The 11,975-nt window shown below is 68.2% G+C and carries 11 protein-coding genes; 8 read left to right on the top strand and 3 right to left on the bottom strand.

Features of this window, described 5'->3' with window-relative positions; translation table 11 throughout:
- Positions 1-146: 146 nt before the first annotated feature.
- Positions 147-623: a hypothetical protein gene (locus GUI70_RS01760; RefSeq protein ID WP_161880533.1), complete on the top strand. Its 477-nt coding sequence runs from the start codon at positions 147-149 to the stop codon at positions 621-623.
- Positions 624-718: 95 nt separating this feature from the next.
- Here GUI70_RS01760 and GUI70_RS01755 read toward each other — a convergent pair whose 3' ends face one another.
- Together GUI70_RS01755 and pdxR are read right to left on the bottom strand one after the other, a co-directional pair.
- The gene (locus tag GUI70_RS01755) at positions 719-2,140 is read right to left on the bottom strand and encodes a phytoene desaturase family protein (RefSeq protein ID WP_161880532.1); all 1,422 of its coding nucleotides are present in this window, start codon (positions 2,138-2,140) and stop codon (positions 719-721) included.
- A 39-nt stretch (positions 2,141-2,179) separates the two neighbouring features.
- Complete coding sequence (gene pdxR / locus GUI70_RS01750; protein ID WP_161880531.1) at positions 2,180-3,649, bottom strand: MocR-like pyridoxine biosynthesis transcription factor PdxR; 1,470 nt, start codon at positions 3,647-3,649, stop codon at positions 2,180-2,182.
- Positions 3,650-3,678: 29 nt separating this feature from the next.
- Here pdxR and GUI70_RS01745 point away from each other — a divergent pair, with 29 nt between their 5' ends.
- The 6 genes from GUI70_RS01745 (at position 3,679) to dxs (ending at position 8,364) form a co-directional block, all read left to right on the top strand.
- On the top strand, positions 3,679-4,137 hold the full coding sequence (locus GUI70_RS01745; protein ID WP_161880530.1) for a hypothetical protein: 459 nt from the start codon (positions 3,679-3,681) through the stop codon (positions 4,135-4,137).
- Positions 4,134-4,529 (top strand): cupin domain-containing protein, encoded by a 396-nt coding sequence (locus GUI70_RS01740; RefSeq protein WP_161880529.1) that lies wholly within the window; start codon positions 4,134-4,136, stop codon positions 4,527-4,529. The genes GUI70_RS01745 and GUI70_RS01740 overlap by 4 nt, the downstream gene beginning before the upstream one ends.
- The gene (locus GUI70_RS01735) at positions 4,526-4,963 is read left to right on the top strand and encodes a GNAT family N-acetyltransferase (RefSeq protein WP_161880528.1); all 438 of its coding nucleotides are present in this window, start codon (positions 4,526-4,528) and stop codon (positions 4,961-4,963) included. Before GUI70_RS01740 ends, GUI70_RS01735 begins: the two co-directional genes overlap by 4 nt.
- A complete protein-coding gene (locus tag GUI70_RS01730; protein WP_161880527.1) occupies positions 4,960-5,544 on the top strand; it encodes a pyridoxamine 5'-phosphate oxidase family protein in 585 nt (194 codons plus the stop codon). The genes GUI70_RS01735 and GUI70_RS01730 overlap by 4 nt, the downstream gene beginning before the upstream one ends.
- Positions 5,545-5,656: 112 nt before the next feature.
- Entirely contained in the window at positions 5,657-6,331 is a 675-nt protein-coding gene (locus tag GUI70_RS01725) for a hypothetical protein (RefSeq protein ID WP_237724633.1), read from the top strand.
- A 113-nt stretch (positions 6,332-6,444) separates the two neighbouring features.
- On the top strand, positions 6,445-8,364 hold the full coding sequence (gene dxs, locus GUI70_RS01720; protein ID WP_438503452.1) for a 1-deoxy-D-xylulose-5-phosphate synthase: 1,920 nt from the start codon (positions 6,445-6,447) through the stop codon (positions 8,362-8,364).
- 114 nt (positions 8,365-8,478) lie between these two features.
- On the opposite strand, the gene infC is transcribed toward dxs, so the two are convergent.
- On the bottom strand, positions 8,479-9,129 hold the full coding sequence (gene infC / locus GUI70_RS01715; RefSeq protein WP_161880582.1) for a translation initiation factor IF-3: 651 nt from the start codon (positions 9,127-9,129) through the stop codon (positions 8,479-8,481).
- 243 nt (positions 9,130-9,372) lie between these two features.
- Here infC and GUI70_RS01710 point away from each other — a divergent pair, with 243 nt between their 5' ends.
- The gene (locus GUI70_RS01710; protein ID WP_161880526.1) at positions 9,373-11,916 is read left to right on the top strand and encodes an amylo-alpha-1,6-glucosidase; all 2,544 of its coding nucleotides are present in this window, start codon (positions 9,373-9,375) and stop codon (positions 11,914-11,916) included.
- Positions 11,917-11,975: the final 59 nt, after the last annotated feature.

Genomic DNA, 11,975 nt, shown 5'->3' with positions numbered 1-11,975 from the left:
AGGCGACGTTCTTCGAGTTGAGCTCGGGTGAGGTGCGATGGGAGCCAACGGTCAGTCATCCAATCATTCTACCGTCGTTCACTTCAGCCGAGATCAATAAAGCTGGTCTGGTGAATTTATGCACGCCACGATTAAGCTGTGGACTGATGATCTTCTCTCCATCTGAACACCCGGCCCTGTGGTCTGCCCTCCTTGCCCTGCCCGTGAGCTGGGACGCACTGCCCAAGCAAGGTGTGACGCTGTCCGGGGGCGCTCACCTCTTGCGCCAGAACGCACCGGACGGCACGCTTTATCTGAACGTGACGTTCCACGAGTCCGAGGATTTTCAGGCGCTGCAAGACGGACGCGGCGACTATACCGAGGAGGAGCTCGACGACCCTGACGCTGTGATCGAGCAGCGCTGGGCCGAGGCGCGTGAGGTGATGTGGAACGTGATCGCCGAGGCGGCGCAGGTGCTGGGCGAGCCTGCTGAGGCCCAGGAGGACGCTCCGGGGCGAGTGAACTGGTTGCTGGCCGACCGGACGATTTCCGTGGGACTGTTCCAGGCCGACCGAGACTGCCCGGTTGAAGTCTGCTTATGGCTGCTGCCGCCTGGTCTCACTGCCGACAGCCTGGAACTCTAAGACAATCCTGCCTGGCACTCGGGCCGCAGGAGAAGAATGGGCCAAGCCTCACTCGCTTCCTGCGCCGTGTCCTCCGGTGACGCTTCCAGCTTGGTCTAGAGGCCCGCTTGCCCCTCTCTCAGGGCCAGCCGCGCCGCCCAGTACCCGGCCATGCCGTGAACGCCGCCGCCGGGCGGGGTACTGGCGCTGCACAGGTACACGCCCCTCAGCGGCGTGCGGTACGGCTGGGCACTCAGCACCGGGCGCGCGAGCAGTTGCCAGAAGTTGTTGGCTCCGCCGCTCACGTCGCCGCCGACCAGGTTGGGATTCCAGGCTTGCAGGGTGCCGGGGGTGCTGACGGTGCGCTTGAGGATCAGCCGTGAGAACCCGGGGGCCGCGCGCTCGATCTGCGCTTCGAGTTGCGGCAGGGCGTCCTCGCGGCTGGCGTTGGGCACGTGGGCGTAGGCCCAGACGGTGTGCTGACCCGCCGGAGCGCGGCTGGCATCGAAGAGAGTGTGCTGGGCCAGCAGCACATACGGCTCAGCCGCCACCCGGTTCTGTCCCGGTGCAGCCTCGGCACGAACAAGATCGGTCAACTTGCCACCGAGATGCACCGTTCCGGCGCGGCCCACCAGCGGATCGGTCCAGGGCAGCGGCCCGCTGAGGGCGTAGTCCACCTTGAAGGCTCCGGGGCCGTAGCGAAACCGGCGAAGCTGCCGGGCATAGTGTTCCGGCCAGTCGGCCATTTCCAGCAGCGCTCTCGGCCCCACGTCGAGCAAGGTGAGGTCCGCAGGTGGCAACTCGCGCAGGCGCCGGACAGGATGTGAGAGCATGACCTCGCCGCCGAGGAATTTGAAATACCCGCTCAGCGCGTCGGCGAGCGCCTGCGCGCCGCCTTGCGGAAACGGCCAGCCGCGTGCGTGGGCCGCGCCGCCCAGCATCAGTGCGAAAGCGCTGGAGGCCGGGCTGGTCAGCGGCCCGGCGCTGTGGGCCGCCAGCCCGCCCAGCAGGGAGCGGGCCTGCTGGGTCTGGAAGAGTCGCGCCAGCAGTGCCACGGGCGGGAGGGCGCGCAAACCGAAGCGGGCGAGCAGCACCGGGTGCTTGGGCAGGTGCGGCAGCGGCCTGAGAAACTCGCCCATCAGGTCGTCCCAGCGCTCGACCAGCGGTGTCATCAGGCGGCGGTACAGCCCGGCGTCTGCGCCCAGTCCCTCGGCTGTCTGCTCCAGGCTGCGGTGCAGCAGCGCGGCTCCGGCGGGCAAGGGGTGGGCCAGCGGCACCTCCGGATGAATCCAGCGCAGCCCGAAAGCGTGCAGTGGCAGCGTCTGAAAAAACGGACTGCTGACGGCCAGCGGATGCACGGCGCTGCCCAGGTCGTGCGTGAAGCCCGGCAGGGTCAGCGGGCCGCTGCGAACCGAGCCGCCCAGCGTGTCCGCGCCTTCCCAGAGGCGCACACGCAGCCCGGCCTGGGCCAGCAGGACGGCGGCGGCCAGGCCGTTGGGGCCACTGCCGACCACATTGACACGGGTCAGATGCGTCATACCCGATGATGACGAACCGGGCCGAACGGCGGGTGTAAGCTAGCCCGCTGCGGCCTTCTGAACTTGCTCATGGATCGCCCCCACGATCAAGGCCGCGCCGCGTTCCAGGTCGGCGCGACTCAGGCCGCCGTAGCCCAGCAGCAGCGCCTGCGCCTCAAAACTGCGGCTGTACTCGCCCAGGGTGGCGACTTCCACGCCGCGCCGCCGCAGGGCACGTTGGACCTCGGCGGCGTTCAGCGGCGCGGCCAGGTGCAAACAGGCGTGCAGTCCCGCTTCGATGCCGCCCAGCACGGCGGCAGGAGCCAGCGGTTGCAGGAGGGTGCCCAGTACCGAGCGCTGCGCGGCGTAGTGTCGCCGGACGCGCCGCAGATGCTGGTCGAGGTATCCGCCCAGCACGAAATTCGCCGCCGCCTGCTGCACCGCCCAGGGACTGCCCAGATCCGAGAAGCGTTTGGCCTGCACCACTGCATCAACCAGCGGCCTCGGCACGCCCAGATAGCCCAGCCGCAGTGAGGGGGTCAGCACCTTGCTGAGCGTGCCGAGATAAATGACCCGTCTGCCGCCCTCGGCTTCGTCCAGACTGGCCAGGGCGGGCAGCGGCGGCGCGTCGTAGCGAAATTCGCCGTCGTAGTCGTCTTCCAGAATCAGGGCGTCGTGCTGTTTGGCCCAGGCCAGAAGTTCCAGGCGTCTGGGCAAGCTCATCCGCACGCCGAGCGGATACTGGTGGCTGGGCGTCACGTAGATCAGGCGGGCGGCAGGATTCAGGGCGGCGACCTGCAAACCGTCGGCGTCAACTGGACAGGGCTGCACCTTCAGGCGGGCGCGTTCGAACACCTGGTACACCTGCGGATAGCCGGGGTCTTCGACGGCCACCCAGGCCCCCGGCGGCAGCAGCGAGGCCAGCAGGCCGAAACTCTGTGCCGCGCCGCTGGTAATGATGAGTTGCTCGGCGCTGAGGTGGTGGCCGCGTGTGCGGCCCACGAAGGCCGCGAGTGCGCCGCGCAGCCGGGCGTCGCCTGCCGGGTCGCCGTAGTCGCTGGGCGGCACTTGACGGGCCACGGCATTCCAGCACGAGCGCCAGGCCCGATTGTCGAGCAGCGAAAGGGTCGGTTGACCCAGCTCGAAGTGCAGGGCGCTCGGCGCGGCGACCGGTTTCAGGTCGACCTCGGGCCACCAGGCAGGCGCACCCGAAACGGCAGAGCGCGGCCTCATGACCCGCAGCCCGCCCGCCACCCGCGTGGCGCTGCCCACCGCCGCTTCCAGGGTGCCGTCGGCCAGCAGCTCGGCGTAGGCGTTGACGACTACGCCCCGCGCCACGCCGAGCTGCTGGGCCAGGGTGCGGCTGCCGGGAAGGTGGGTGCCCCCCGGCAAGCGGCCCGATAGAGCGGCCTGACGGAGCTGCTGGGCCAGCTGAGCGTGCAGCGCCGTTTCCGCGCCGCGCCGAAGGTCCAGCGAGAAAGGGAGGTCGGCAACTGGTCTCCTCGAATGCGCTGGAAGTGGTGCTTTCATACGGGCCACTTTACCGCTAGCCTGACTGCATGACCCAGCAAAGCAGCGATTTCGAGTTTCTGTACGGTCAGTGGCAGGTCCGGCACCGGCGCCTCAAAGAGCGGCTGGTGGGCTGTCAGGACTGGGAAGCATTCCGCTCGGTTTCTCGGGTGTACGGATTGATGGGTGGCCTGACCAACGTGGACGAGAGCCAGCGCTCGGACGGTCGGTGGGTGGGCATGAGCATCCGGCTTTTCGAACCCCTTTCGAAGCAGTGGAGCATTTACTGGGTCGGTCCCGACGGAGCGTTGCAGCCGCCCGTGATGGGCCGCTTCGAGGACGGCGTGGGCACCTTCTACGGCGACGAGGAAAGCGCGACCGGACGGCTGCGCTGCCGCTTTGTCTGGTCGCAGATCGGCACCGCCCATCCCCGCTGGGAACAAGCGCTCAGCCTGGATGACGGGCAAAGCTGGGAAACCAACTGGATCATGGAGCATACTCGGCTATGAGCAGGCCCCCACCAGAAGGATCCGCTTCAAGTGGCGTTTCCATCGCCCAGGCCCGGCAGGCGCTTGAACTCGCTTCGCCGCTCAGTGCGGAGGTGTTCCGGCGCGGTACTTTCAGCGCTGAACTGTATGCGCCGCGCGGCAGGGACCCGCAGACGCCGCACCTGCAAGATGAGGCGTATATCGTGGTCAGCGGCTGCGGCACGTACGTGTGTGGAGTCGAGCGCCTTGCTTTCGGGCCGGGTGATTTCCTGTTCGCCGCCGCCGGACAAGAACACCGCTTCGAGGCGTTCAGCGACGATTTTGCCGTGTGGGTCATCTTCTACGGCCCACACGGCGGTGAGCGGCCGGACAGCCGCTGGGTGCTGGGCCAGCAGATTCGGGAGCGAGCATGAAGATCCGTGAACTTCAGGGCAACGACATTGCGCTCGGCCACGCGGCCATGTTCGAGCTGCGTGGCCAGCGCCCGGCGCTCGCCTCGGCGCAAGCGTTTCAGGACTGGGTGACGCAGGCCGCGGCGCAGCAGGGCTACCGCCTGGCCGCCGCCTTCGACGACGCGGCCCAGGCCCAGGCGGTCTGCGGGTTCCGAGTGCTGGAGATGCTGTATTCGGGCCGCCAGCTCTACATCGACGATCTGAGTACCCTGCCCGCCGCACGGGGCCGGGGCCACGCCCGCGCCCTGCTCGAATGGGCTGAGGCCGAGGCGAGGCGGCTTGGCTGCGAGAGCCTGCACCTCGATTCGGGCGTGCAGCGCTTTCCGGCGCACCGGCTGTACCTCAAGGCGGGCATGGACATCACGGCGCACCATTTCGCCAAAGGGCTGAAATGACGTACTACGATCCGCGCAGCCGCAACCCCGCCACCAGCCGCCGCCCGCTCAACCGCCAAGGTGACGCCTGGATTCGTGACCTGCTGGCCCGGCTTCAGCTCTGCCGCATCAGCACGCTGTGGGTGGGCGAGGACGGTGAGGCCTTTCCCTTCATCAACCCGACCAGCTTCGTCTACCGTCCAGCAACGCACGACATCATCTACCACTCCAACCTGGCCGGACGGCTGCGGGCCAACACCGAGAACTCGGCCCGCGCCACCTTCGAGGCCTCCGAGATAGGCCGCTTTCTGCCGAGCAACGATCCGCTGGAATTCAGCGTGCAGTACCGCAGCGTCGTGGCCTTCGGCAGCTCGCGGCTGCTGGTCGGTGAGGAGGCCCGCGAGGCCCTCTATACCCTGTGCGCCCACATCTTTCCGCACGTTCGCCCCGGCGCCGAGATGCAGCCGATCGGTGACGAGCAACTGGCGCGCACCAGCGTCTACGCCCTGGCCGTCGAGCGCTGGAGCGGTAAGGAAAACTGGGCCGAGCAAGCTGAGCAGACCCCCGACTGGCCCGCCCTGCCGCCGGAACGGCTGACCTGAGGCCGGTTTCTTCCTGTTCCCCCTGACCGCGCTCCGCGTCGTCCCCTAACCTTTGGGAATATCTCAACAACCCTGACAAATGGCTGCCGCCACGCCCGCTATGCTAGAGGGCATGATGCGCCCACTCCTCTTCCTCCTCGCGCCACTTCTGACCGGGGCGCTGCTCGGCAGTTGCGCGCCCCGGCAGACGGTGGCGGCGGCTCCCATCACCGCTCAGACGCCTGTGAGCAGCGTGTCGTTTTACCCGAAGGAAACCGGGCTGGCCTGGAGCTACCTGCCGGAAGGCGAGAGCGGCGGCGTGCCGTATGTCCTCAAGGCGCTCGGCCCCACGGTGTTCGGTGACGCGCCGGTCTCGGCCTTCGAGCTGACCGGGCGCGGCGCGCAGCAGACTTCCTACCGCCAGATCGACGCCAGCGGCCAGAAGTTGCTGGGCTTTCGCAAACCCGGTCTGACCGTCACGCTCGCGCCCGCCTGGCAGGAGTGGCCCGCCGAGAGCGCCTGGAAGCTGGGCCTGAGCTGGAGCGGCACCACCACCGCCCGGCTGCGCTCGGACGACGGCAACGTCGACCAGTCCGGCACCATCACTTACCGCTACGAAGTGATTGACCAGCGCCAGGTGACGCTGGCGGGGCAGACCTACCGGGTCTGGGTGGTCAACCGCCAGATCAGCGACACGCTGGGCGGGCTGTTTCCGGCGTCCGAGACCATCTGGTTTACCCCCTACGTCGGCGATGTGCGAACCGCCGAGGCGCTGCTGCTCACCGGGCGCAACTTCAAGAACAACTGATGGCGGGCAGCCACAGGAGGGCCAAGATGAGCGCCAGGAAACCCGATTCCCAACAGATGTCGCCGCGTCCGCTGCCGGGTTTGGGCGTGAGTCGCGCCGAGCTGAACCGGGCGATGCCGGGAGCGCTGGCGATGGCCCGCCCGGCGGGCAGCGCTACCCCGCTGCTCGACCGGATCGACTCGCCCGCCGACCTCAAGCACCTTCAGATGGACCAGCTCCCGCAGCTCACCGCCGAACTCCGAGACGAGATTGTGCGGGTGTGCAGCGTGGGCGGGCTGCACCTGGCCTCCTCGCTGGGAGCCACCGATTTGATCGTGGCGCTGCATTACGTGCTCAACTCGCCGCGCGACAAACTGCTGTTCGATGTGGGCCACCAGGCGTATGCCCACAAGATCCTGACCGGACGCCGCCACCTGATGCATACCCTCAAGAAAGAGGGCGGGCTGTCGGGCTTTACCCGCGTGTCCGAGTCGCCGCACGATGCCATCACGGTGGGGCACGCCAGCACCAGCCTGGCCAACGCGCTGGGCATGGCGATGGCCCGTGACGCGCTGGGCCAGGACCACAAGGTGGCCGCCGTGATCGGTGACGGCGCGCTGACGGGTGGCATGGCGCTGGCAGCCCTCAACACCATCGGAGACAAACAGCCCGACATGCTGATCGTGCTCAATGACAACGAGATGAGCATCTCGGAAAACGTGGGGGCCATCAACCGTTTCATGCGCGGTTTGCAAGTCCAGAAGTGGTTTCAGGAGGGTGAGGGCGCGGGCAAGAAGGCGGTCAGCGCCATCAGCAAGCCGCTGGCCGAGCTGATGAGCCGCGCCAAGAGCAGCACCCGGCATTTCTTCGACCCGGCCAGTATCAATCCGTTTGCGGCGATGGGCCTGCGCTACGTGGGACCGGTCGACGGCCACGACGTGATCGAGATGGCCTGGCTGATGGAAAAGCTGCTCGACCTGAGCGGCCCGACGCTGCTGCACGTGGTGACCAAGAAGGGCAAGGGCCTGGACTTCGCCGAGGCCGATCCGATCAAGTGGCACGGCCCAGCCAAGTTCGACCCGGTGACGCACGAGTTCGCGGCAGGCAAGGCCACCTACTCGTGGAGCAACGCCTTCGGTGACGCCGTGACCGAGCTGGCCCGCCAGGACCCGCGCCTCTTCGTCATCACGCCGGCCATGCGCGAGGGATCGGGGCTGGTCGAGTACAGCAAGGCCCACCCCAAGCGCTACCTCGACGTGGGCATCGCCGAGGAAGTGGCGGTCACGGCGGCGGCGGGCATGGGTCTCCAGGGACTGCGGCCCATCGTGGCGATTTACTCCAGCTTCCTTCAGCGCGCCTACGATCAGGTCGTGCATGACGTGGCCATCGAGCACGTGCCGGTGATCTTCGCCATCGATCGGGCGGGCGTGGTCGGCGCAGACGGAGCCACCCACAACGGCGTGTTCGATCTGTCGTTTCTGCGCAGCATTCCCGGCATGAAGATCGGCCTGCCCAAAGACGCCTTTGAGCTGCGCGGCATGCTCAAGGAAGCGGTGCGGGTGGGCGGGCCGGTGGCGATCCGCTACCCGCGCGGCAACACCCCCCGCGTGCCGGAAGGAACTTGGCCCGATCTGGCCTGGGGCACCTGGGAGCGCCTCAAGGTCGGTCAGGGAGATGGTCAGGGCGTTGTCGTGCTGGCGGCGGGCAAGGGCCTGGAGTATGCCCAGGCGGCCCTCGAGGACCTGCCGGGCGTGGGCCTGATCAACGCCCGCTTCGTCAAGCCGCTCGACACGGCCATGCTGCGCGAGGTGGCCCAGTCGGCCCGCGCCCTGGTCACGGTGGAAGACAACAGCGTGGTCGGGGGGTTCGGCTCAGCGGTGCTCGAAGAACTCAGCCGTCTGAACCTCAGCGTGCCGGTGCGGGTGCTGGGCGTGCCCGACGAGTTTCAGGAACACGCCAGCGTGGAGCGGGTGCATGCGCTCTCCGGCATGGACGCCCAGGCCATTCGGACCGTGCTGGCCGAGCTGGGCGTGGACGTGCCGATAGAGGTCTAGCAGGACGAGGAAAGGGCCGGGGCAGTGGTTCTGTTCCGGCCTTTCGCTGTACCCAGACCACAAAAAAGTCCACCCCGCAGGATGGACTTCTCAGCGTTTACCTGCCCGTGTCGCTCAGGCGCTGGCGGGCGCTGGGCTGGTCGGCTCCGGCGCGGCCACGCTCTCGGCAGGCGCAGCGTTGACCGCAGCAGCGTCAGCACTCGCGGGAGCGGCGTGCTCCGACTCGTGGCCAGTGCTCTCACCAGCAGGTTTGCGGGGCGCTTTGGGAATCATGATCATGTTCATGTCCATGCCCATCATGTTGGGGGGGCTTTCCGGCTGCCCGACTTCCGCTAGGGTCTCGGCGACCCGGTGCAGAATGCGCTCGCCCAGCTCCGGGTGGGTGCGCTCGCGGCCACGGAACATGATGGTGACCTTGACCTTGTGGCCTTCCTCAAGGAAGCGCTTGACGTGGTTGGTTTTGGTCTTGAAATCGTTGGCGTCGATCTTGACCCGGAACTTGATGGCCTTGACTTCCTGCGAGCGCGCACGCTTGCGGGTGTCTTTTTCGTTTTGCTGCTGCTCGAAGCGGAAACGACCATAGTCGAGCAACTTGCAGACGGGCGGTACGGCCTGAGGACTGACCATCACCAGGTCTAAATTCTGCTCGCGCGCCATGGTCGCGGCTTCTCTGGTGTCGATGATGCCGATCTGCTCTCCCTCGGCTCCAATCAGGCGAATCTGGCGAACCCGGATCTGGTCGTTGACTTTATGATCTTTCGCTATAGCGCATCACCTCCGCCGCGCCCTGCTGAATCCGCGCTGTCTGCACGGCGAGCGGGGCGGCTTGTCTTGAAACGGTGGTCTCGTCGTGCAGGCGGCAGTTGGTCGCTGTCGCTGGGGCAGCCACGAAGATCCATCAGACCCCTCATTTTAGCACGGCGCTGCCGGGGCGCAGCGAGGTAGAGCACGCTTCAGCAACCGGCTCCGGCACCCGCCTGCTCCTTGCGCGCTACTCTGAAGCCACTAATGGCCGAACCCGTTCCCCGCTCCACCCACCGGCTGGGGCCACAAGCAGCCCGCGACCTCACGCGCGAGGTGCTGCTGCCCGACGGCCTCGGCGGATTTGCCCTCAGCAGTCCCGCCGGGGTGCCGACCCGCTGCTACTCGGGCCTGAGCGTCTCGCACCGTCCGCCGGGCGAGCGCCGGGTCATGTTCGTGACGGCCACCGAATGCCTGCAGGTCGGCCCCCAGCGCTGCGACCTGCACGCCTTCGAGGTGGCCCCGGGCACGCTGGAAGGCCAGGGCCTGAGTGTGCTCAGCGGCGTGACCCTGCGTGATTTGCTGCCCGAGCGTGAGCAGATGGCCCTGGGAATGAGCATCCGGCGGCGCAGTGTGGTGCCCCGGCACTCTGGCGCGCTGGTGCTGCTCTACGAGATCGACGCCCCGCACCTCAAAGCAGGCCAGCGTGCGACCCTGACGCTGGGCGGCGTGCTGGTCGACCGCGACATGCACCGGGTGCATCTCCAGACCCCCGAACTCAGCTTCGAGTGCCTGGAGCGCGAGGTGCGGGTGCGCGGCGAGTCGCACCAGGCCCGCCTGCGCCTGCACGCCGGGGACATGGCCATGACCTCCCTGGCTCCGCGCCCGCTGCCGCAGCGCCTGCACTTCCGGCTCGATACGGCGCGCGGCGCACCCGATACCGAGCGGGCAGTGCGCGCCGACTTCTGGGAGATCGAGCTGCGGCCCGGCCTCAACCAGCTGGCGCTGGTCGTGGAGGGGCTGGCGACCCGCATCGACGACCCCTGGGCCGCCTACGCCACCGAGGCCGCGCGCCGCGCCGGGCTGGTCGATCAGGCCTGGCAGGCCAGCGGCGTGCCCGACGACGTGGTGGCGACCCTGGCGGTGGCCGCCGACGCCTTCATGGTGCGCCGGGCCAGCACCGATAGCCTGAGCGTGATCGCCGGGTATCCCTGGTTCGCCGACTGGGGCCGCGACAGCTTGATCGCCCTGCCGGGATTGCTGCTCAGCACCGGGCGCATCGAGGAAGGGCTGGGGGTCATTGACACCTTCGCGGCGTCGCTGCGCGGTGGCCTGACCCCCAACAACTTCTTCGACGACGGGCAGGGAGCCGGGTACAACACCGTGGATGGCGCGTTGTGGCTGATCGTCAGCCTGGAGAAACTGGTGCGCCGCGCGGCCAGCGCCAACCTGACCCGGGTGGCGCTGGGCATCGTCCGCACGGTGGTGGGCGAGTATGCGCGCGGCACCGGGTACGGCATCGCGCTGGACCCGGCAGACGGTCTGTTGCGGGCGGGTCTGCCCGGTACCCAGCTCACATGGATGGACGTCAAGATTCACGACTGGGTGGTCACGCCCCGGCACGGCAAGGCCGTCGAGATTCAGGCGCTGTGGCTCTCGGCCCTCGGTGCGGAGTTGCGGCTGTCCCGCTCGCTGGGTGAGGTGGCCGAGTTCGGGGAGGTGCTGGCACTGGCCCGCACGTCGTTCTCGGCGTTCTGGAATCCCGAGAACGGCTACCTGTTCGACGTGCTCGACGCTGATTCGGGTGCCCAGGTGCGGCCCAACGCACTGATCGCCCTGGCCCTGCCCGATACCCCTGCCGATCCGTCGCAGGTGGACGCGGCGCTGGACGTGGCGGCCCGCGAACTGCTGACGCCCCTGGGCCTGCGCACCCTCAGCCCGCTCGATGCGGCCTACCTCGCCAACTACGGCGGCGACCAGCTGGTGCGCGACGCTGCCTACCACCAGGGCACCGTCTGGCCCTGGTTGATGGGGGCCTACACCGACCTGCTGCTGTCGCGGGGCCGGGTGGCTGAGGCCCGCGCTGCACTTGGCGGGCTGCGCGGCCACCTCTGGGAAGCGGGCCTGGGATCGGTCAGCGAGGTGATCAGTCCCGCCGACCTCACGCCGGGCGGCTGCTCTTTTCAGGCCTGGAGCGTGGCCGAGCTGCTGCGTGCCCACATCGCCGTCAGCCGGGCCGAGCGTGCCCTCAGCGCGCCCAGGGGCCTGAGCATGCTGGACGCGCCACCAGTGGCCGATTCTCCTGGGGTTGGTTTGGCCAGTCCGGGTCAGATCAGTGCCAACCTTGGCCGTACCAGTCCGGTCAGTCCAGGTCCAGCGAGTTTGCTGGCTGCGGCCACGCCGCGCCGCTCAGTTCGCATCGGCAGCGCACGGTCTCTCAGCTTGCCGCCGGACGGCATGATCGGCGGCTCCAACCTCGGTCCGTCTGGCCTGAGTGCCGGGTTGCTGGGGCTGGTCGGCTTGCCGGGAATGCTGCCGGAAGTGCAGGGCCTGAGCCTGGCCGCGCCAGAGCCAATGGATCCGGGTCCAGTCGAGCGCACCCCTGGCCCCACCACCGCAAGTGCAGGCGAGGACCGGGCCACGCCGCGCGAGCCGCAAGCTCCAGTGCCCGCCGATTCGCCCGTCCATGACGAGCTGATCATGCCTGCACTGACGGACTTCGACCTCCCGGCCCCGACTCCCAGTCCGCCGCTGACGCCCACCCCGGCGCTGAGTGTGGAGGACCCCGACGTGATCGAGCCGCTGACCTGAGCGGCAAGCGCGGGTTGGCTGGCCTGCAATCGACCGATCCGGTGCGGGTTCGGTTTGAC

The organism is Deinococcus alpinitundrae, assembly GCF_009982895.1.
In the GTDB taxonomy this organism is placed as follows: domain Bacteria; phylum Deinococcota; class Deinococci; order Deinococcales; family Deinococcaceae; genus Deinococcus; species Deinococcus alpinitundrae.
Note: the sequence above shows the minus strand (reverse complement) of the source record. Positions and strands in the feature narration are given on the sequence as shown.